This is a genomic window from Acinetobacter sp. TY2 (assembly GCF_046269225.1).
Taxonomy (GTDB): Bacteria; Pseudomonadota; Gammaproteobacteria; order Pseudomonadales; family Moraxellaceae; genus Acinetobacter.
In genome coordinates, this window is the sequence record NZ_JBJZOR010000001.1 from 32,718 (window position 1) to 54,140 (window position 21,423).

A 21,423-nucleotide genomic window follows, 5' to 3' on the forward strand; every position below is an offset into this window, starting at 1 on the left:
TTTAACTATAAAATAGATACTTTGAAATCTATATTTCAATAATGAGAACCTATGTCTATTGATGAAGGATATATCAATAAAAAATGAAAAAATTAAGCATAGGACTAATCCTTATGATCTCATTATTCGGTTGTACTAATTCAAAAGCTAAACATCAAGAAAAATTCTTGATACACATTCATGAAAGCACTCCAGAACCGTATAAAGAATGTATGGTTACTTATATTAAAGATCATTGGGATGAAGTATGGAGCACTTATAACAAGGAAAAAACAAGAGAAGCTCGAGGAGAAACGGATATTGTTAATTTCATGATTGAAAAATATTTATCTGAATGTAAAAAATAATAAATAGCTCGATGCTTTGAAAAATGGCTAAAGCCATTTTTCAAAGTCGGGCAACTTTGCGACTGTTATATTTATTTGGTCGTGACCAAGAGCAGGGCAAAGTACCGCCTGAAATTATTTAGGGTCAATCACACAGTAATCTTTGTCTATTCCATGACAGTTATTTTTCATAATCCTTACACATGCTTTTCCATCACAATTTTTGATGTCTAAGCTGTTTTTCTGTTCTAGCCATGCAACGTCTGATCTAGGTTGTTGAATCTCGTCCAAACTAGGTACAGATAGAAATATTGCCAAAAATAAAATGATGACCAAGGTAACAAAGGTACTGGCATAGAGCGTAACGAATTGATAGTTCAATCGGAGCTTGTAAATTATTTTGTCTAACTCCTAAATACAGCATTTTTCATGCGCCTATAAAATATAAAGTTGCTCGTCTAAATTATCATTTGGATTGGTCATCTAAATCTTCTACTACCCATTTTAGGGGATGTTCTACGGAGTTCTTGCTCAGTTAATTTCATTTAGTCGCAACAGAAAATTTATAATCATAGAAAAAGGCGGAGAGGGGCAAAACTTTTATAGCAGATAATTGCTCGTAGGCATTTGCTCGGTTCTTATTGGAAATGATTTGTGTATCACTTTTTCTTAATTGATTTTTATGTTAACTTTGTCACAATAATTTCAAGAATATAAAAATGACTAGTCCTATCTTTTTTAATGAATTACCTATTAAACAAACTCTTAAAGCTGAACAGCTTTATTACGATAATAAACCTCATACGATTTATCATTTAGCTACGAATGGGGCTAAAACAAAACAGGGTGGTTTGGTGAAAGCATCTTCGGATGTTTGGAAAGTTAGAGGGTTATCTGTTAGTCGTCGTTTAGAAAATGGCGATGAAATTGTGGATAGTTCTGCTACAGGAATCACGATCCGTATTTTTAAAGATCAACCAACACCTAAGAATTTTCTTAGTCATGACTAAATTTTAAGGACTGAGATTATGAAAGGTTTTGCGATTCACAATGCACCGACTGATCACGGTGGAATTATTCCTTCTACACAGTTAAGAAGTTCTCAAGAAGGCAATACTTTTGTCACAGCAGGAGATGGGCATTTCTGTCCTAAATGTAAATGTTGGTCAACCGTTGTTAAAAGCAATGATCATGTCATTTTTGATGGTAAGGCAGTGGCTTTTGTAGGGGATTCTTTGACCTGTGGAGCGAAAATATTATATCAACAATCGCATGTTGTTGGTGATGCAGGGGGCGGAAGTTCGGGAAGCTCTGCTCCTTCAAATTTACAACCTGTCAATTCACAGCAAAATTTAGTTAATCGTTTGATAGATGATAAAAAGAAAGATCCTTGTCCACCTGAGTGTGTTGTAAAGGGTATTATTTTAATTGAAACAACGAAAGGAACAATTAAGCTTTCTCAAGAACTTATGGATGCCATTGTTGCTTGGGAAGGAAATATTCCTGTTCCTTATGTTCCTGGAAAGGGTAAAGGAACAATGAAAGATAGTGGAGTAACACTAGGAATCGGATACGATCTAGGACAACAAACTAAAGAGCAGATTAGAAAAGATTTAGCTCAATTCTATACACCAGCTCAAATTGAAAGATTAGTTAAAGTTCAGGGTCTAAAAGGAACTGTAGCTCAGAATGCAACAGCAGGTATTCAAGATATTAAAATATCGAAGGATACATCTATTCAAATGGCATTATTTGTCAAAAAACGATATTCGCAATGGGCTGTTGATATTTATCCCGAATTGCTTAATTTACACCCACATTGTCAAGGTGCTTTACTTTCATTGGTATTTAACAGAGGAAAGGGATTACAAGACCCTCCACCAGGTAAAAAAGGTCTAACGCGTAAACATATGCGACAGATTAGTGAAGCCCTTAAAAGTGGTAAAATTGAAACAATTCCTGATACTTTACGAGATATGGCTCATCTCTGGGAAGGTGGTTCAGCTCCTGGATTACCTCCACGTAGACGTGGTGAGGCGGATTGGTTTGAAAAAGGAATGAAATGTGATTGTTATGAATAAAAAACCATTATTTGGAATATTATTGCTTTTAACAACATCTTGTTATGCTGATTCTATTAGTTCAGTTTGCTCCCTAAAAGAACCAAATCAAATTGAAATGATTGAATGTGCTGCACAAAGATATGATAAGTACGACAGTAATTTAAATATTGTTTATCAACACAAAATAAAGCAACTTACTAAAGTTAAAGCAAGCGAATTAAAATCTTTGCAAAGGGCTTGGGTTTCTAAAAAAGAAGCTAATTGTAATATTTATTCTGAAGAAGAAAGTGGCTCAAATGGTCGTTTAGAGAGCTTAGAATGTTCTACAGAAATGATACAAGAAAGGATTAAATTCTTAAAAAAATATAAGTAATTTGAATAGAAGCTCGATGCTTTGAAATATTGCTAAAGCCATTTTTCAAAGTCGGGCAACTTTGTGACTGCTGTATTTATTTGGTCGTGACCAAGAGCAGAGCAAAGTACCGCCTGAAATTATTTAGTGTCAATCACACAGTAATCTTTGTCTATTCCATGACAGTTATTTTTCATAATCCTTACACATGCTTTTCCATCACAATTTTTGATGTCTAAGCTGTTTTTCTGTTCTAGCCATGCAACGTCTGATCTAGGTTGTTGAATCTCGTCCAAACTAGGTACAAATAGAAATATTGCCAAAAATAAAATGATGACCAAGGTAACAAAGGCACTGACATAGAGCGCAATGAATTGATAGTTCAATCGGCTTATTGCTTTCTCTAACTCCTGAATACAGCATTTTTAATGCGCCTATAAAATATAAAGTTGCACATCTAAATTATCATTTGGATTAGTCATCTAAATCTTCCACTGCCCATTTTAGGGGATATTCTACGGAGTTCTTGCTCAGTTAATTTCATTTAGTCGCAACAGAAAATTTATAATCATAGAAAAGGGCGGAGAGGTGCAAAACTTTTATAGCAGATAATTGCTCGTAGGCACTTGCTCGGTTCTCATTGGAAATGGTTTGTGTACGACTTTATCGTAATTACTTTTTATGTTAACTTTGTCACAATAATTTTAAGAATATAAAAATGACTAGTCCTATCTTTTTTAATGAATTACCTATTGAACAAACTCTTAATGCTGAACAGCTTTATTACGATAATAAACCTCATACAACTTATTATTTAGCTACGAATGGGGTTAAAACAAAACAGGGCGGTTTACTGAAAGCATCTTCTGATGTTTGGAAAGTCAGAGGGTTATCTGTACAGGTAGTAAAAAGCAAGAGGAAATAGTTGGTAAAGTAGTAGCAGGACACACGATTTTTTGGAAAGCATCATGATAATTAAGACGATATTATTAAGTTTAATCACCTCTGTGGCTTTTTCCAAAGATTTGGAAACCCCATTAAAAAGTAATGAAATAAAGCCTATTTATAATCATCAATTAACTGGTGACTATCCAACCATACCCTTGAAAGAATTTACTAATTTTAATAATTCTATTAAAAGTTTTATTCAAGTTAATTTTGATACAAAGGATAATGCCTACCCAACAGAAATTAGCTTTGAACAACTTTATAAATTAAACAACTTTATAAGTTTCTCGGTTGATTACAATACAAGTAATGCTACAGTAAGGTATTTTTCAAAATATTACACAGTAAATTTACAAAATAAAAAAGAAATTACTCTTTCTGATTATTTAAAATTAAAAAATAGCCCTGAAAAAGCGTTGAACAATGCTTTAAATAACTTTATTAAGCCATGTCAGTCTACTAAAAAATTAAATTTTGAATACTGCTCTGATATGACTGTGCAAAGTTTATTAGAAACTAATGATTTAAGTGTACTGAATATTAAAAATAACTCAGGGTTTTTTATAAAAAAACAATGATGTAATAGGCATTGGATTTAATTTAAATAAATTTACAACTACATTTATTTATAATATAAAAAAGCAAAAAATCAGCATAGATTAAAGCCCGATGCTTTGAAAATTGGCTTTAGCTATTATTCAAAGTACCGCCTCAAATTATTTAGGGTTAATCATATAGTGATCCATATTTTCCCAATACCCATTTTTTAGTCAAAACTTTGACGCAGGTTTGTCTGTCATACTTTGATATATCAAGGCTGTATTGTTTGAGGTTATTTACGTTCCATCTACGTTGTTGAATCTCGTCCAAACTAGGTACAAATAGAAATATTGCCAAAAATAAAATGATGACCAAGGTAACAAATGTACTGGCATAGAGCGCAATGAATTGATAGTTACACAATGGGTAGTTGATATTTATCCCGAATTGCTTAATTTACATCCATATTGTCAAGGTGCTTTACTTTCATTGGTATTTAACAGAGGAAAGGGACTACAACCCTCCATCAGGTAAAAGGTCTAACATGAAAACACATGCGTCAGATTAACGAAGCTTTGGATGCTAGTACCCCTGAGAAAATCCCCGGCATTTTTTGAGAAATTACAACTTCTTCTAAACCCCGCCTAATTCGATGCCTTATTTTACAATTATTACCTTCAATACCTACGGTAAAAAACTTAGCAATACTTTGTTTACAGTTTTTAAAACCAGTGATGAAACTGTACCAATGATCACTTGCGATTTGGGTGTAATGAATACCTAATTGTTTATTCTTTTTGTTTCCTACCAAAGTCCAGAATTGGACAAGTTTAAAAAGGTTATGAAGTATGATCAATGTAAAAATAAAAAATAAGTTTTTTTTAATATTTATAGGCTTATTTATTTCAATTTCTTGTGAGGCAAAAGCTAAAGATTACAGTTGTTCTACTGTTGGAAAAAATAAAATATGTCTGTTTGAGTATACAGATAAGTATGGAGAAAATGCTTATCGTTTAAAAATAGGAAATACTGATTATTATAAAATTTCATATTATGACAACGCTAAATTAAAAAAAATAAATGAAGAAAGTGTTGAAGTTTCAACAAATTTTTCAGATAGAGGAAATATTGATATTTCTACATTAATTCTATTGAAGAAAAACAAACCATTTCTGCAAAGAATAAGTAGCAGTAGTCGAATAAATGAATCGCCATATGGAGCAATTGAAAATTGTAAGGTTCTTATAAACACATATTTATCTAAAGATATTGATTTTTATGTTGATAAATATATTTTTGATTTATCTAATAAAGAAAAATCAAAAATTTGTTCTAAGATAAAACTAACTGATTAGGTATGTTTAAAATATGGTCTAGAGGAGTTCAGAATCGTAGGAATATGGATACTAGAATGTTTATAAATGCAGAAAATGGTTACACCATGCTTAATGATGCACCCAAAAAGAAATCATTAATGCTTACTTTGCTAATAGAAATTTATATGCATACAATTAAATTATTTTTTCTATACACTGTATTGTATTGGGAAGTTCATTTTTAAGTGCTAACACAGGCAATATTCACGATGAAGAATTAGAATGTTTATAACAAATTTTGCTGAAAAAATGATAGTTTTAACACATTGAAAAATGGAGATTGTTTTATGTCAGATAAGGATGATGATTTATTTGTTGAAGGTGCTAAGCGTCTAAAACAACTCATTCAAGAAAAAAATATTAAAGCATCTGATCTCGTGAGTGTTTTGGAATCCTCAAAAGGTACCATGAGTAAATGGCTACAGAACTCAACACCCTCGAGTGCACAAAGTTTAGTTGAGTTGGTCAAACTTGTAGGCATGACAGAACGTAGAAGCAGTGATACAAAGCAAGATAGCCGAGCTGATCTGGTTGCCAAAGCTTATGCTGAGTCTGAGCTTGATTTGAGTCATGTAACGATGGAGCAACTTATGGGTGAAATTAAAGACCGTTATGCGGCATTGAATTTAAAAGCCGACATTAAAATTAGCGTTCAACCGATAGAAGGCGGTTTTGTCATGCGTGATGAATCTGAAAAGTGATGTTGTAATCACATTTCAGATTGATTTGGCCATCTTGGAGTTGTATTCGAAATAGCTAGATTTATGAGTTTTTATAAAAATTTAAAAACTTGAACTAAAGCGACAATTAGACTGAGTCCAATTAGACTAGTGAAAATAATTGAGATCCAAGCAAGAATATATTCCCATTTTTTTGTTGGGCGTGGATAGCCGAAATCATTTTTGCCTTCATCACCAATGTTCATAGAGAGCCATGCGATAAAAAGTAGATTTACAATGGGGATGAGGTTAAATAAGGAAAACCAACCTGATTTATTGAAATCATGTAAACGCTTAATGGAAAAAACAAACATAAAATACATAAAAATAAAATTAATCAGCGATCCAAAAGCATTGATCGGAGCAATGGCATTTATAATTTGATCTGCTGTTTCAGGTGTGGCTTCATTCATAGTGATGAGTACGCTAATACTGCTCCAATAGATTGTAATCACAATGGCAAAACAGACAAACATGATTAAGGTAATGAGGAAGTTCCAAGCAATATAGGTCGCACGACCACAACGACCATCAGCAACATAAGCAGAAGGTTGATTTGTTTTATTTCTATTTTTCATAAATACTCTTTATTATTTTAAATGATATGTGGAATTAATCTTGAAAATAAAAATACGATTATTTCAAAATAATGTTATCTAACTATAAAAAAAGATCAAGTAACCGAAGTTACTTGATCTCTGTATTATAGATTTTCAGATATGAAGGAAATCTAAATTATATTTTCCATTCCACAAAGTTTTTCAATAACTGTAATCCTGCCGTATGACTTTTCTCAGGGTGGAACTGTGTTGCAAATAAATTTTCTTTATGAATTGCAGTACAAAAATCTAAGGCATAATTACAGGTCGCTGCAACTAGGCTTTGATCTTGTGGTTGAACATAGTAGCTATGTACAAAATAAAAGCGAGCATCTTGCTCAATGTCTTTCCACATTGGATGTGATGGATCGGCTTGATGCACCTGATTCCAACCCATATGGGGCACTTTTAAGCCTTCAACATCAGGGAAATGCTTTACAGCACCTTTGAAGATGCCTAGCGCATTTGTACCGCCATTTTCTTCGGAAGTTTCAAGCAATGCCTGCATACCGACGCAAATTGCTAAAACAGGCTTATTGAATGCAGCATGGCGCACAACTTCATCAATACCAGCTTCATGCATGCCTTGAATACAGTCACGCATCGCACCAACACCCGGAAATACGATCTTATCAGCTTGGGCAATGAGTTTTGGATCATTGGTTACATCAACCGTTGCGCCAACATGTTCAAGTGCTTTGGCAGCAGAATGTAGGTTTCCCATGCCATAATCAAGAAGGGCAATACGGGTCATTACAAAGATCCTTTTGTTGATGCCACAGTATTTTCAGCACGTGGATCAATTTCACATGCCATACGAAGTGCACGAGCAAAGGCTTTAAATACACTTTCAATTTGGTGATGGCTGTTTTTACCTTTCAAATTGTCAATATGTACAGTCATGAGTGAGTGATTGACGAAACCTTGGAAAAATTCTGAGAATAAATCGACATCAAAACGACCAATCATGGCACGAGTGAATGGAATATCCATAAATAAACCTGGACGACCCGATAAATCGACCACTACACGGCTTAAAGATTCATCGAGCGGTGCATAAAAATGACCGTAGCGTTTTAAGCCTTTTTTATCACCCAAAGCTTGAGCAAATGCTTGACCTAAGGTAATTCCACAGTCTTCAACAGTATGGTGATCATCAATTTCAAGATCGCCATCGCACTCAATATCAATGTCAAATAAGCCATGACGCTTGATTTGATCAATCATATGGTCTAAAAATGGAATACCTGTATTGAGGGTGCCTTGACCCGTACCATCCAAATTCAAACGAACTCGGATTTTAGTCTCGTTGGTGTTTCTTACAACTTCACTGATACGTTGCGCCATGGACACGTTCCTCAAAAGACGTCAAAAATAAAACCTTGATGTAAAAATGTTTTTTCGTGGTGACGAAAATCACCGCATATTAGATTGCTCTGGAGGGTTAATCAATGCCTATTACCGTACATGCTAAAACTTCGCTTGAAAATGAGGAAGTTCGCAATCAGCTTGAGCGATTGTACGACACAAGTCCTGAATTCGGTGATGGTAAAGATGCAGTAGAACAACTTGAGCAAAACTTAGCTCAGTATACCTTACTTTATACTGCAGAATTTAATACAAAGATTATTGGTGCACTTTGGTGTACTGGTCAGGGTGAAAGTAAAGTCCTTGAAAATATTGTGGTGCATCCTGCCAATCGAGGGCGTGGTGTAGCAGAGCGTTTGGTTGAAGAAGTCTGTCGTATAGAAGATGAAAAAGGTGTGAAAGTTTTTGAACCAGGCTGTGGTGCTATTCACCGTTGCTTGGCACATTTGGGCAAAGTTTAATTTTAAGAATCTTGTTCTCATCAAATGCATGAAAAAAACAGCCGAAAGGCTGTTTTTTTATATGTACTCAAAGGTCATAGGACGTATACATGTATTATAAAAGTAGTTCTAGCACTAATTTGTTGAGTGAAATATCACCGAATAATACATTATTTGAGCAAAGTTGATGTAAAAACAAACTATTGATTAAATTAATGCATTTGAATACTTGACGTGTACGGGCTTAGATTGTTTAATACGACCCATCGGCGTGATAGCTCAGTAGGTAGAGCAACGGATTGAAAATCCGTGTGTCCCCAGTTCGATCCTGGGTCTCGCCACCATATTTTTAAAAATCCTGAACAATAAACTTGTTCAGGATTTTTTTCGTTATTATCCGATGACTAATGATTTAGAGTTTATCGCGCAAACAATTTTTAGTATACGCTCAGTACAAAATTAAGTTTTTCTTATCTATTGACTTGGCATTACAAGAGTTTGAAAAATTGTCGAACAAGATGCATTCTCTTGTGAGAAAAACAGTGTAAAGTTATTCTTAAATAGAAAAATAAGAATGAAGCATATGAAAGATTTATTTTCTCAGAATAGCCAACTTTACAAACAAGCTCGCCCAGATTATCCGCATAGTGTGATTCATGAAATTTTAAAACATACGCCTGAACATAGTTTTGCATGGGACTGTGGTGCAGGTTCAGGGCAGTTTACTCAGCTTTTGGTACCATATTTTGAACAGATTGTGGCAACTGATTTGAGTGAGAGCCAATTACAATCTGCCCCTTATTTTGAAAATGTCAGTTATCAAATTCAAATTGCTGAACAGACAATATTCACCAATCAAAGTTTTGATCTTATTACCGTTGCTCAAGCGATTCATTGGTTCGATTTTGAAAAATTTTATGCAGAAGTTAGGCGCACATTAAAGGTAAATGGTTTGCTTGCTGTAGTGGGTTATGGCTTACTTGAGATTCAAGATCAGCAGGTCAATACGATGATTCAGGCACTGTATTATGAAAAACTTGCTGGCTGTTGGGATGCAGAGCGTCGGTATATTGATGAAGCGTATCAAACGATTCCATTTGATTTTGATGAGATTACTGTTCCTAAATTTTCAATGACTTATCAGTGGACAGCAGCGCAATTACTCAAGTATTTGAGTACATGGTCGGCAATAAAAAATTATCAAGATCAGTATGCTGAACATGCATTGTTAGATTTAGCTGAATATTTACAAGATTTAGAGCAAAAATTTGAAATCACATTTCCTGTCTTTTTACGCTTGGGCCGAGTAAAAAAGTAGCAGAAAAAGTTTTATGAAAAGAAAAAAATAAGATTTAACGATGTTTTTGATTTACATCTTTATGGGTTCAAGCCAGATATAAAAAATACTGCGTCCGAGTTGAAAGTTGTGTATAAATAATAAGCTGAGTTGCGTTTAAAATAAATAGATGTTTCAGTATTTGGTTGCAGTGAATGATGGTTTAAAAAGTAAAATTATTAAAATAGAAAGAAAAGGACTATGAAATGAATCAACAGGAATTTGATTATATTGTCATTGGTGGTGGGAGTTCAGGCTGTGTTTTGGCAGGACGTTTGTCAGAAGATCCGAATGTATCTGTATGTTTGTTAGAAGCCGGCGGTGGTGGCGATGGGTGGAAAGTTGAAGTGCCCTGTGCAGCCGTGATCAGTATTCCCACTAAAATCAACAATTGGGCTTTTGAAACCGTACCGCAAAAAGGTTTGAATGGTCGTAAGGGTTATCAACCGCGTGGAAAATGTTTAGGTGGTTCTTCTGCGATTAATGCCATGATTTATATTCGAGGGCATCGTCAAGATTATGATGGTTGGGCGACATTGGGTAACGAAGGTTGGTCTTATGATGACGTTTTGCCATATTTTATTAAATCTGAAAATAATGGACGTATAAAAAACCAATATCATGGCAATGACGGTCCTTTATCTGTTATTGATTTACATAGCGAAAATCCGCTACAAGAAAAATATATTCAAGCTGCTCAAGAGCAAGGTTATAAAATCCTAGATGATTTTAATGGCGAAGAACAAGAAGGTTTAGGTGTTTACCAAGTCACACATATCAATGGTGAGCGTTGTAGCTCCGCACGTGCTTATTTATTTCCACATCTAGAGCGTCCAAATTTAACAGTTGAAATTTATGCGCAAACACATCGAATTTTGATTGAAAATGACGTGGCTGTTGGTGTTGAATATAAAAAAGATGGGCAATTAAAGCAGATTCGTGCACGCCGAGAAGTTTTACTCAGTGCCGGTGCTATGCAGTCACCACAAATTTTGATGCTTTCAGGTGTGGGAGATCAAAATGAATTAACTCAGCATGGTATTGCTGTGAAGAAGCATCTACCTGGGGTGGGAAAGAATTTCCATGATCATCCCGATTTTATTTTTGGCTATAAAGTCAGTCAAATTGAAGGCACTTTTGGTTTATCCATTCCGGGATCAATTGATTTGGTCAAGCAAATTGGGCGTTATCGAAAAGAACGCCGTGGTTTGATCACGACCAATTTTGCGGAATGTGGTGGATTTATTAAAAGTTCAATAGAACAGAAGCTTCCAAATTTACAACTGCATTTTGTGGTCGCACTTGTCGATAACCATGCTCGTACCATGCATACAGGGCACGGTATTTCTTGTCATGTATGCTTATTAAATCCAAAAAGTCGGGGCACGATTAAAATGAGTGGGCCGAGTATTGATGACCCTTTGCTCATTGATCCTGATTTTTATGGTGATGAGTCAGATTTAGAAGAAATGGTCAAAGGCTATAAGATAACCAAGCAATTGATGGAGTCTAATGCATTTAAAAGTATGATTAAGGAAGATTTATTTACCTCTAACGTACAGACAGATGAAGATATTCGTCAGGTGTTACGTGATCGCTCAGATACGGTCTATCACCCTGTAGGCAGTTGTAAGATGGGTGTTGATGACATGGCAGTTGTAGATGCGCGACTGCGTGTCTATGGGGTGCAAAATTTACGTGTAGTCGATGCTTCGATTATGCCTTTTGTGGTGAATGGTAATACCAATGCGCCCGCAATTATGATTGCAGAGAAAGCGGTGGATATGATTCGTCAAGATCAAGCGAGTGTTGCATTTGTCGAGAAAAAAGAAAAAGTTGTTGAGGTGGTTTAAGCGATAGAGAATGTGAATGGTTAGATCTCACTCCTTTGGAAAAGCTGATGAGCACGCTTCGAAAGGACGTAAAAAACGCCCTTTCGGGCGTTCTTTATTTCTCAATCAATACCAAAATCTTATGCAGATTTTTTCTCTTGAGTTTGAGCAGTCAACATATGACCTGTTTCTTCGAAGTTAGAGTGCCAAGAAAGTGCTTCACGAAGAATGTGAGGCGTTTGACCACCTTTTTCACATGCACGATCGAAGTAATCATTTAATGCATCACGGTACATTGGATGAGCACAGTTGTCGATGACAGCACGAGCACGTTCACGCGGTGCAAGACCACGTAAATCAGCAAGACCTTGTTCAGTTACAAGAATATCAACATCATGTTCAGCATGGTCAATGTGAGATGCAAATGGCACAACAGAAGAAATGTCGCCACCTTTTGCAATTGATTTAGTCACAAAAATTGCAAGGTGTGCATTACGTGCAAAGTCACCTGAACCACCAATACCGTTCATCATTTTCGTACCACACACGTGAGTAGAGTTTACGTTGCCGTAAATATCGAACTCAAGCGCAGTGTTGATACCAATAATACCTAAACGACGAACCAATTCAGGATGGTTTGAAATTTCTTGTGGGCGTAATACAAGTTTGTCTTTGTATTGCTCAAGGTTATTAAATACTTTTTCGCCATATTTAGCAGAAAGCGTAATAGAAGAACCCGAAGCGAATTTCATTTTACCCGCATCGATCAATTCAAAAGTACAGTCTTGAAGAACTTCAGAATACATCACTAAGTCTTCAAATTTAGAATCTTTAAGACCTGTGAGTACTGCATTCGCAATCGAACCAATACCTGCTTGTAATGGGCCTAGGTTTGGCGGTAAGCGGTCTTCAGCCACTTCTTTTTCAAGAAAAGCGATCAGGTGGTTTGCAATGCCTTGAGTCTCATCATCAGGTTCAGTCACAGTAGATGGAGAGTCATGGAGTTCACTATTAATCACGATACCCACGATTTTAGATGGGTCAATGTTGATTGCAGGTGTACCAATACGCTCATCCACTTGAGTCAACGGAATTGGTTGACGTGTTGGACGATACGTTGGGATGTAAATATCGTGTAAGCCTTCGAATGCAGGGCTTAGGTTGGTGTTGATTTCAATAATCACTTTTTCAGCGAAAATTGCAAAACTTGCTGAGTTACCTACAGAAGTCGTTGGAATGATGCCACCATCTTCAGTGATTGCAACAGCTTCAATGATTGCAACATCAGGTTTTTTCAACTGAAGGTTACGCATTTGTTCAACAGTTTCAGACAAATGCTGATCGATGAACATCACTTCGCCTTTGTTGATGGCTTTACGTAAAGTATTGTCTACTTGGAACGGTAAACGGCGTGCTAAAACACCTGCTTCAGTCAGTTTTTTATCTAGATCATTACCTAGACTTGCGCCTGTAATTAATGTGATTTTTAAAGGATTCTCTTGTGCTTGAGCAACAAGTGCCAAAGGCACTGCTTTTGCTTCACCTGCACGAGTAAAACCACTCATACCAACAGTCATGCCATCTTGGATAAAGGTAGCTGCTTGCTCTGCGCTCATCACTTTATTGTGGAGTGATGCTAAACGAATACGATCTAAAGACATGGTTTACGCTCAATTCTTGTTCAAAACTAGACGGATTGTACCGCCATCAAACTGAATTGTGCATGCCTCTAATGCTAAGGTCTAATTTTTTCAATAAATGTAGGTATAAATATTGGTGATGTGTTTTAAGTTGCTATTTTTAAATGAAATAATAGTGCCTGTTTGATAATTAAACGATACTGGGTGTTGCTTTATTGAACGACCATCAAAAATGATCGCTAAGTGTTTGTTTAATTTTTTGAATTGCATTCTGTGGCACATCTTCCTGCTCAGTTTCTTGTCGAAGCGGTAATGAAATAATTGCTTCAAGTCCACCTTCAGGTCGATTGTGAATATATAATTCACCTTGGTGTAAATCGACAATTCGCTTCACAATGGCAAGACCTAAACCGCTTCCTTGTACTGTTCTAGCGGCATTACCACGAACAAAGGGTTGCATTAAATCACTAATTTGGTCTTCCGGAATACCTTCGCCATGATCTGAAACACTAATTTTAATATGATCATTTTCAACTAAAGCACTTAGGTTAATGGGCTCAGCACCATAGCGTTTGGCATTGTTAATTAAGTTACCAATCATGCGTTTAAGCGACAACGAGCGAGCTTGGATGATGGGTAGAGATTGCGGTGTATAACGTACATCAAGGGGCTTAAACTGAATAACAAGCTCTTGCAGCATGTTGTTGATATCGGTGTCTTGAATTTCTTCATCCGAACCATCTCGCATATAAGAGATAAATTGATTCAAAATTGCATCCATATCATCGACATCATAAATCAGACCTTCTTTTAAAAAGTCATCATCAGGCATCATTTCAGCACTCAGGCGAACGCGGGTCAATGGAGTACGTAAATCGTGAGAAATGCCTGCGAGCATAATTTGGCGGTCACGCTCAGTTTGTTCTAGCGTATAAATCATTTGATTAAAGGCATGATTTACCTCTCGAATTTCTTGAGGTCCATGATTGGTTTCAAGATAGGGCGCTTTGCCTGTTTTACTATAGCTATTGGCTGCATTTTGTAATCGGTGCAATGGGCGATTCAATTGGCGGACTAAAGTTAAAATAATGGCAGCAGAGATCAGAGGAATTCCCAATAACCAAGCTAAAATAAGTTCAGGGCTATAGTTCGCATAAGTTTTGAGCGGTTCACGCACCCAATTACCATTCATTTCAGGGGTTTGTACCCAAATGCGCGGACTCGGTTTAAATTGGAAATAGACCGTCACATCTTTGATATTTAGTTCTGTTGCAAGCTGATGCTCAATGCGACTCGTAAAAAAGTCGGCAATCAGTTTATCTTTAACGTTGGGAAATTCTGCTGGATCAGTAACATATTCAACACCGACACGCTGTTTGAGCCATTCATCTGTATCAAGCTGTTGTTCATCATGATAAATCTGTAGGCGAGGGTTATTGACCATTTCTAATTCAACTGCTAAAAAGCGAGCATGTTGTTGAATCTCTGGTAAATATAGAGTTTTCCAAAAGAACCAAAAAGACATAAATAAACTGAAAAATACTACAAATAAAACCAATACCGTTGTTCGCATTGCTGCTGAACGTGGCTTGATTTTGTCGAGAAAACGCTCTGAAGCTGTGCGTTTTTTTTCAGAATATGCAGCGAATTCAGTAAATTTTTGAGGATCAATGGGCTCTAATTTCACAGCGTTATCCCGAGATATAAAATAGATTATTGGTATTTATACAGATATTAACATTGGATAATGCAAATAAAATAAGCCTATAAAAATAGGCTTATTTTAATAAATTGATTATTCAGCACCATCTGGAACGAATACATAACCAACACCCCAAACCGTTTGAATATAACGCGCACGAGCAGGGTTTTCTTCAATCAAACGGCGTAAGCGTGAAACTTGTACATCAATAGAGCGCTCCATTGCACCCCATTCACGACCACGTGCAAGATTCATTAACTTATCACGTGTCAATGGTTCACGAGGATGTTGTACTAAGGCTTTAAGAACAGCAAATTCACCTGTGGTTAAAGTCACAACTTGACCTTCACGTGTTAGTGTCCGTGTAGATAAATCAAGTGACCAAGGACCAAATGAAACCACTTCAACATTTTGGCTTGGTGCACCTGGAACTTCACGCACTTGGCGACGCAGTACTGCACGAATACGTGCTAACAACTCATTAGGGTTGAATGGTTTTGGTAAGTAATCATCTGCACCTGCCTCTAAACCTGCAATACGGTCAGAGTCACTACCACGCGCAGTGAGCATGATAATAGGCGTATCAATATTTGAAGAACGTAAACGTCGGCAAATACTCAAGCCATCTTCAACAGGAAGCATAAAGTCGAGCACAATGAGCGAAAATAATTCACGTTGTAACAAGCGATCCATTTGAGTTGCATCGTGGGCAGTTTTGACCACAAAGCCTTTATCTTCTAAAAAACGCTGTAGCAGGGTACGTAAGCGCACATCATCATCGACCACTAAAATGCGTTCGACACGATCCGTTTCACCTTGTACGACATCTGTCTTTTCAGCTGGTACAACTAAACTCATGATGCACTTCCTAAATGTTGTAAATTATAGATATTCGTTAGTCTCAGTATAATGCCTAAGTTCTTGTTAAGACTATGTATCAATTTGCTCAAAATTACAATTTAAAGGGTGTTTTTAAACCAAAAAACAACATCTCAGAAGATTTTAAGTCATTCACTATGATTCAACAAAATAACGTTGTTTTTAAGAATATGATTTTATGCTTTATATTGAATAAGTTAAAAGTATCTTGAACGGAATAAAATTGATGCTTTTCTATGTAAAATCAGTGTTTAGCAATATGATAGAAATGACTGATTGCATAGGTAAAATTATTGAAAATTCTCCTTTTATAGTTTTTTTCTTTCGCAATTTGAAAAACAAGTGTGGATTTTATAGTCTTGGTCTTTATAATCACTAACTTTTAGTCCTTATCCTTGTGGAATTAAACACGATGACTGACTTAGTTCAGCAGTTGGCAAGTGAACTTGCCGTACGTCCCAACCAAGTAGAAGCTGCAATTAAACTGATTGATGAAGGCTCTAGTGTTCCATTCATTGCACGTTACCGCAAAGAAGTAACGCAAGGCCTAGACGATATCCAATTACGCCAACTCGATACACGACTTGTTTATTTACGTGATTTATTTGAACGTCGTGAGAAAGTCCTTGAATCACTGAAAGAACAAAATAAATTATCAGATGATTTACTTGCTCGTGTGAACGGGGCAGAAACTAAAAATGCATTAGAAGAAATTTACGCACCGTACCGTCCAAAACGTACCAGTAAATCATTTAAAGCAAAAGAAGCGGGCTTAGGGCCAATCGCTGAAAAAATCATTGCAGAACAAATTGATCCAGCTGAAGCATTGGCAAGTTTTAGCCATGAAAATTATGCTGATCTTGAAAGCCAGCTTGATGCCATTCAACATATTATTATTGATGATTGGGCTCAAAATATTGGCTTGACGACAGAACTCAAAGCGATGTTTGCAAAAACAGCGACGCTTAAAAGTTTGGTTGCAAGTGAAGAGAAAAAAGAAGTTGGTAAAAAATTCCGTGATTACTTCGATTTCTCTGAAAATTTTAACAAAGTACCTTCACATCGTTTACTTGCGATGCTTCGTGGTCGCCAAGAAAATGTCTTGGGATTAAAAGTAGATGGTGAGGATGCTGCACCACTGACACGTATTGAAACTGAATATGATTTAGAAACTGTTCAGCCACAAGCACGTCAAGATTTCTTAAAACAAACAGCAAAATTGTTCTGGTTGGGCAAAGTTCGTCCAACGATTGAACATTCATTGTTAACTGAAAAACGTCTAAGTGCAGAAACGGAAGCGATGAATGTTTTTGCAGAAAACTTACGTCATTTATTACTTTCTGCACCTGCTGGCGCACGTACAACACTCGGTGTAGACCCTGGTATTCGTACAGGTGTTAAACTTGCAGTCGTTTCAAATTCGGGTGATGTACTTGCACACAGTACGATTTATCCATTTGCACCGAAAGAAGATAAAGCAGGTTCAATTGCTGAGTTAGCACGTCTTTGCCGTGAATTCAATGTTGATTTGATTGCGATTGGCAATGGCACAGCAAGTCGTGAAACTGAAGCGGTTGTGGCTGAAATGATGGCTGCACATCCTGATTTGACGATGACGCGTGTTTCAGTATCTGAAGCAGGTGCATCGGTGTATTCAGCATCAGAATTGGCTTCAAATGAACTCCCAGATTTAGATGTATCTATTCGTGGTGCTGTATCTATTGCTCGTCGTTTACAAGATCCATTGGCGGAACTTGTGAAAATTGATCCTAAATCTATTGGTGTGGGTCAATATCAACATGATGTCAATCAAACAGGTTTAGCAAAAACGCTTGAAGCAGTGGTTGAAGACTGTGTGAACTCGGTTGGTGTGGATGTGAATACAGCATCAGCGGCTATTTTGGGTTATATCGCAGGTCTGAATAAATCAATTGCGCAACAAATTGTTGACTTCCGTAAAGAAAATGGTCGTTTTGACAACCGTCAAGCGTTGAAAAATGTCCCTCGTTTAGGCGAACGTACATTTGAACAAGCAGCAGGTTTTTTACGTATTCAGGATGGTTCAGAGCCGCTTGATGCATCTGCAGTACATCCTGAGTCTTACGGCTTAGTGAATAAAATTGTTGAAGCCAAAGCAACAACGGTAAAAGACATTATTGGTAATACTGAAATTATTCATCAGGTTGATGCGGAAGTATTTGTTGATGATGTATTTGGTTTACCAACGATTAAAGATGTCTTGTCTGAATTGGAAAAACCGGGTCGTGATCCACGTCCTGAATTCCGTACAGCAAAATTCCGTGATGACATCACACAAGTATCACAGCTTACTGAAGGTATGCAATTAGAAGGCGTGATTACCAATGTCACCAATTTTGGTGCATTTGTAGATGTGGGTGTGCATCAAGATGGTTTAGTGCATATTTCTGAACTTGCCAATGAATTTGTATCTGATCCACATAAAGTGGCAAAACCAGGTCAAATTGTTCAAGTACGTGTATTGGCCGTAGATGTTGAACGTAATCGTGTGAATTTGTCGATGCGTCCTGAAGGTTCGGAAGCACCTGTAAAAGCACCACGTCAGCCACGTCGTGAAGCTCAAGCCAATACTGAACAACGTGGTGAACGTAAACCACAAGCGAAACGTCCTCAACAGACTCGTCCGCAGGGGGATCGTCCACAACAAGCGAAGAAACCACAGTCTACTAAACCACAAGAAGCTAAAATTGGTGGTTTAGGTGCATTGTTATTACAAGCAGGGATTAAGGGTTCAAAGTAATTTTTAATACCTCTAAATAAAAAACCGCCGAAAGGCGGTTTTTTATTTAGATCGAACTGGTGAGAAGAATCTTACCAATGTTCGCCAGGGAACAATCGAGCGTAAGCACGTTGTACCAAGTTTAATTTATCTTGTTTACCTACAGATGCACTTGAGCTTGGGAACAAGTTAAAGCCAATCGACATCAATTTATTATTAATCTCTGGGGCAATTGAATAAGTAATTGAAGCCAAACGACCTAAATGCGTCGCCACTTTTTTCGGACGTTTCACAATCGCATAAGCTACTAAGTCGGCTGCTTGCTCTGGTGAAAGTGTAGGGACATATTTATACATTTTAGTCGGTGCAATCATGGGTGTACGAACTAAAGGCATATACACAGAAGTAATCGAAATTTTATGTGAATGAACTTCAGCAGATAAACAACGACTAAACGCATCTAACGCTGCTTTCGATGCAACATAAGCAGAGAAGCGAGTTGCATTTGCCAAGACACCAATCGAGCTGATATTGATGATTTGCCCATCTTTACGATGCATCATTTGTGGCAAAATATTTAATACAAGGCGAACTGCACCGAAATAATTCAGCTGCATGGTGCGTTCAAAGTCATGAAAACGGTCAACTGACTCATGTACGGCACGGCGGATTGAGCGTCCTGCATTATTAATGAGAATATCAATATGATCGACTGAGGCTAAAATTTGTTTAGACACATCATCAATTGAATTCATGTCATTTAAATCACATGGAAAAACTGAGGCTTGACCGCCATCTGCTTGAATTTCAGCTTGGACTTCTTTTAGTGTTTCTTCTGTGCGTGACACGAGCAGTACATGAGCACCCGCTGCTGCTAAACGTTTTGCAACGGTTAAACCAATACCACTTGATGCGCCTGTGATTAGCGCAATTTTACCCTGAACTTTTTGTTGAAAAAGTTGTTCTAATTTTTGATTCATAACCGTTTCCCTGACGATTGAAATGAATAAATATAAGCATGCATCGTTATTGAGATAGATGCAAGTTGTCTAAAAGTTAGGCATTTTAGTGCGGCAATAATAACGGAAAATAAAAAAAATACTAGCATATAAGTATATGAATTTTAAAATTATTTTAGAGTAATTGCTCTATTTTATAATGTTGGCTAAATGATATAAAGTGATTTTTACTGTTATTTAAGCTCAGGTCAAGTTTAAATTAAAAAAGCCTACACAAAGATAGGCTTTTATATGTTTTTTTTGATTAAACCTTAGATAATGCTTGTTCTAGATCTGCAATTAAATCATCAATATGTTCGATACCAATAGAAAGACGAACCATATCAATACTCACGCCTGCAGCTTTTAATTCCTCTTCATTGAGCTGACGATGTGTCGTCGTTGCTGGGTGACATGCTAAGCTTTTTGCATCGCCAATATTGACCAAACGAGTGAATAATTGCAGTGCATCAATAAAACGTGTCCCACCTTCAAGTCCATCTTGTACACCGAAAGATAAAATTGCTGAAGGTTTACCTTTCACATATTTTTGAGCCAAAGCATGTTGTGGATGATCTTTTAAACCCGCATAGTTTACCCATTTGACTTTTGTGTGGGTTTTCAGATATTCAGCGACTTTTTGTGCATTTTCAGTGTGGCGTTCCATACGTAAATTTAAAGTTTCTAAACCCTGTAAAATTAAAAATACACTCAATGGGCTGATTGCAGCACCTGTATTTCTTAGTGGTACAACACGTGCACGAGCGATGTAAGCCGCTTCGCCTAAAGCTTCTACATAGTTCACGCCATGATAACTTGGATCAGGCGTATTCAAGACTTTGAAACGCTCAGGATACTTACCCCAAGGGAACTTACCGCTATCGACAATTGCGCCACCAATTGAATTACCATGACCGCCAATATATTTAGTTAAAGAATGCACCACAATGTCTGCGCCATGTTCAAAAGGTTTGAGTAAAGCAGGGGTGGCAACAGTATTATCGACAATCACAGGTATACCATATTCATGCGCAATTTTTGCAATCGCTTCAAGGTCAATAATATTACCAAGTGGATTACCGATTGATTCAACAAAAACTAATTTGGTTTTTTCATCAATTAAGCTACGTAAACTTTCAGGCTGTTGATAATCAAAGAAACGAACTTCAATACCTTGTTTAGGTAGTGTGTGGGCAAATAAGTTATATGTTCCACCATATAATGTTGAAACAGAAGCAATATTGTCACCCGCTTCAGCAATGGTCTGAATTGAATAGGTGATCGCAGACATACCTGAAGCCAAAGCTAAAGCACCAATACCACCTTCTAGTGCGCTAAGACGTTGCTCAAGTACGGCTGTGGTTGGATTCATGATTCGAGTGTAAATATTCCCCTGAACTTTTAAATCAAAAAGATCGGCACCATGTTGTGTATTATCAAAAGCATAAGAAGTTGTTTGGTAAATAGGTACTGCAACGGCTTTAGTGGTTGCTTCAGGTTCATAGCCTGCATGAATGGCTAATGTTTCATCTTTATATGTCATGATT

Annotated in this window: 19 protein-coding genes, 1 tRNA gene and 5 pseudogenes; 14 read left to right on the top strand and 11 right to left on the bottom strand. The window is 36.7% G+C overall.

Annotation, left to right across the window (positions count from 1 at the left end; translation table 11 throughout):
- The first annotated feature begins 83 nt into the window (after positions 1–83).
- A complete protein-coding gene (locus tag ACK1JC_RS00190; RefSeq protein WP_409509843.1) occupies positions 84–347 on the top strand; it encodes a hypothetical protein in 264 nt (87 codons plus the stop codon).
- A gap of 114 nt (positions 348–461) precedes the next feature.
- Here the strand turns inward: ACK1JC_RS00190 and ACK1JC_RS00195 are convergent.
- A pseudogene (locus ACK1JC_RS00195) lies at positions 462–737 on the bottom strand (hypothetical protein); the annotation flags it as partial.
- Between the two features lie 308 nt (positions 738–1,045).
- On the opposite strand from ACK1JC_RS00195, the gene ACK1JC_RS00200 reads away from it, so the two are divergent.
- The 4 genes and pseudogenes from ACK1JC_RS00200 to ACK1JC_RS00215 all read left to right on the top strand — a co-directional run bounded on the left by ACK1JC_RS00200 (position 1,046) and on the right by ACK1JC_RS00215 (position 2,762).
- Positions 1,046–1,336: a hypothetical protein gene (locus tag ACK1JC_RS00200; RefSeq protein WP_409509844.1), complete on the top strand. Its 291-nt coding sequence runs from the start codon at positions 1,046–1,048 to the stop codon at positions 1,334–1,336.
- A gap of 15 nt (positions 1,337–1,351) precedes the next feature.
- A pseudogene (locus ACK1JC_RS00205) lies at positions 1,352–1,687 on the top strand (PAAR domain-containing protein); the annotation flags it as partial.
- 132 nt (positions 1,688–1,819) lie between these two features.
- Positions 1,820–2,407 (top strand): annotated as a pseudogene (locus ACK1JC_RS00210) (pesticin C-terminus-like muramidase); the annotation flags it as partial.
- Positions 2,400–2,762 (top strand): lysozyme inhibitor LprI family protein, encoded by a 363-nt coding sequence (locus ACK1JC_RS00215; protein WP_409509845.1) that lies wholly within the window; start codon positions 2,400–2,402, stop codon positions 2,760–2,762. The pseudogene ACK1JC_RS00210 and the gene ACK1JC_RS00215, both read left to right, overlap by 8 nt.
- A gap of 119 nt (positions 2,763–2,881) precedes the next feature.
- On the opposite strand, the pseudogene ACK1JC_RS00220 reads toward ACK1JC_RS00215, so the two are convergent.
- Positions 2,882–3,166: pseudogene (locus ACK1JC_RS00220) on the bottom strand (hypothetical protein); the annotation flags it as partial.
- A gap of 293 nt (positions 3,167–3,459) precedes the next feature.
- Here ACK1JC_RS00220 and ACK1JC_RS00225 point away from each other — a divergent pair.
- Both ACK1JC_RS00225 and ACK1JC_RS00230 read left to right on the top strand, forming a co-directional pair.
- Positions 3,460–3,666 (top strand): hypothetical protein, encoded by a 207-nt coding sequence (locus ACK1JC_RS00225; RefSeq protein WP_409509846.1) that lies wholly within the window; start codon positions 3,460–3,462, stop codon positions 3,664–3,666.
- A 43-nt stretch (positions 3,667–3,709) separates the two neighbouring features.
- Positions 3,710–4,267 carry a hypothetical protein gene (locus tag ACK1JC_RS00230; protein WP_409509847.1) on the top strand — a complete coding sequence of 186 codons (558 nt, stop codon included), beginning with the start codon at positions 3,710–3,712 and terminating at the stop codon, positions 4,265–4,267.
- Between the two features lie 501 nt (positions 4,268–4,768).
- On the opposite strand, the pseudogene ACK1JC_RS00235 reads toward ACK1JC_RS00230, so the two are convergent.
- Positions 4,769–5,052, bottom strand: a pseudogene (locus tag ACK1JC_RS00235) (IS1 family transposase); the annotation flags it as partial.
- Between the two features lie 25 nt (positions 5,053–5,077).
- Here ACK1JC_RS00235 and ACK1JC_RS00240 point away from each other — a divergent pair.
- Positions 5,078–5,584: a hypothetical protein gene (locus tag ACK1JC_RS00240; RefSeq protein ID WP_409509848.1), complete on the top strand. Its 507-nt coding sequence runs from the start codon at positions 5,078–5,080 to the stop codon at positions 5,582–5,584.
- Between the two features lie 308 nt (positions 5,585–5,892).
- A complete protein-coding gene (locus tag ACK1JC_RS00245; RefSeq protein WP_409509849.1) occupies positions 5,893–6,306 on the top strand; it encodes a transcriptional regulator in 414 nt (137 codons plus the stop codon).
- Positions 6,307–6,377: 71 nt separating this feature from the next.
- Here ACK1JC_RS00245 and ACK1JC_RS00250 read toward each other — a convergent pair whose 3' ends face one another.
- The 3 genes from ACK1JC_RS00250 to hisB all read right to left on the bottom strand — a co-directional run bounded on the left by ACK1JC_RS00250 (position 6,378) and on the right by hisB (position 8,270).
- The gene (locus tag ACK1JC_RS00250; protein WP_409509850.1) at positions 6,378–6,902 is read right to left on the bottom strand and encodes a DUF805 domain-containing protein; all 525 of its coding nucleotides are present in this window, start codon (positions 6,900–6,902) and stop codon (positions 6,378–6,380) included.
- Positions 6,903–7,059: 157 nt separating this feature from the next.
- Positions 7,060–7,677, bottom strand: coding sequence for an imidazole glycerol phosphate synthase subunit HisH (gene hisH, locus ACK1JC_RS00255; RefSeq protein WP_409509851.1), 618 nt, complete (start codon positions 7,675–7,677; stop codon positions 7,060–7,062).
- A complete protein-coding gene (hisB, locus tag ACK1JC_RS00260; protein WP_409509852.1) occupies positions 7,677–8,270 on the bottom strand; it encodes an imidazoleglycerol-phosphate dehydratase HisB in 594 nt (197 codons plus the stop codon). Before hisB ends, hisH begins: the two co-directional genes overlap by 1 nt.
- A gap of 104 nt (positions 8,271–8,374) precedes the next feature.
- Between hisB and ACK1JC_RS00265 the strand changes: the two genes are divergently transcribed.
- From ACK1JC_RS00265 to ACK1JC_RS00280, 4 genes are all read left to right on the top strand, one after another.
- Positions 8,375–8,752, top strand: a complete 378-nt coding sequence (locus ACK1JC_RS00265) for a GNAT family N-acetyltransferase (protein WP_409509853.1) — start codon at positions 8,375–8,377, stop codon at positions 8,750–8,752.
- Between the two features lie 247 nt (positions 8,753–8,999).
- Positions 9,000–9,075, top strand: a tRNA-Phe gene (locus tag ACK1JC_RS00270).
- 239 nt (positions 9,076–9,314) lie between these two features.
- On the top strand, positions 9,315–10,049 hold the full coding sequence (locus tag ACK1JC_RS00275) for a class I SAM-dependent methyltransferase (RefSeq protein WP_409509854.1): 735 nt from the start codon (positions 9,315–9,317) through the stop codon (positions 10,047–10,049).
- 224 nt (positions 10,050–10,273) lie between these two features.
- Positions 10,274–11,920, top strand: a complete 1,647-nt coding sequence (locus ACK1JC_RS00280) for a GMC family oxidoreductase (RefSeq protein ID WP_409509855.1) — start codon at positions 10,274–10,276, stop codon at positions 11,918–11,920.
- Between the two features lie 119 nt (positions 11,921–12,039).
- Here the strand turns inward: ACK1JC_RS00280 and ACK1JC_RS00285 are convergent, their stop codons facing one another.
- From ACK1JC_RS00285 to ompR, 3 genes are all read right to left on the bottom strand, one after another.
- Positions 12,040–13,560 (bottom strand): acetyl-CoA hydrolase/transferase family protein, encoded by a 1,521-nt coding sequence (locus ACK1JC_RS00285; protein ID WP_409509856.1) that lies wholly within the window; start codon positions 13,558–13,560, stop codon positions 12,040–12,042.
- A 205-nt stretch (positions 13,561–13,765) separates the two neighbouring features.
- Positions 13,766–15,226 carry an ATP-binding protein gene (locus ACK1JC_RS00290; RefSeq protein WP_409509857.1) on the bottom strand — a complete coding sequence of 487 codons (1,461 nt, stop codon included), beginning with the start codon at positions 15,224–15,226 and terminating at the stop codon, positions 13,766–13,768.
- A 108-nt stretch (positions 15,227–15,334) separates the two neighbouring features.
- A complete protein-coding gene (gene ompR, locus ACK1JC_RS00295) occupies positions 15,335–16,099 on the bottom strand; it encodes a two-component system response regulator OmpR (protein ID WP_409509858.1) in 765 nt (254 codons plus the stop codon).
- Positions 16,100–16,532: 433 nt separating this feature from the next.
- Here ompR and ACK1JC_RS00300 point away from each other — a divergent pair, with 433 nt between their 5' ends.
- Positions 16,533–18,899, top strand: a complete 2,367-nt coding sequence (locus ACK1JC_RS00300) for a Tex family protein (protein WP_409509859.1) — start codon at positions 16,533–16,535, stop codon at positions 18,897–18,899.
- Between the two features lie 71 nt (positions 18,900–18,970).
- Here the strand turns inward: ACK1JC_RS00300 and ACK1JC_RS00305 are convergent, their stop codons facing one another.
- Positions 18,971–19,858 (bottom strand): SDR family NAD(P)-dependent oxidoreductase, encoded by an 888-nt coding sequence (locus tag ACK1JC_RS00305; protein ID WP_409509860.1) that lies wholly within the window; start codon positions 19,856–19,858, stop codon positions 18,971–18,973.
- A 283-nt stretch (positions 19,859–20,141) separates the two neighbouring features.
- Complete coding sequence (locus tag ACK1JC_RS00310) at positions 20,142–21,419, bottom strand: O-acetylhomoserine aminocarboxypropyltransferase/cysteine synthase family protein (protein WP_409509861.1); 1,278 nt, start codon at positions 21,417–21,419, stop codon at positions 20,142–20,144.
- Positions 21,420–21,423 lie beyond the last annotated feature (4 nt).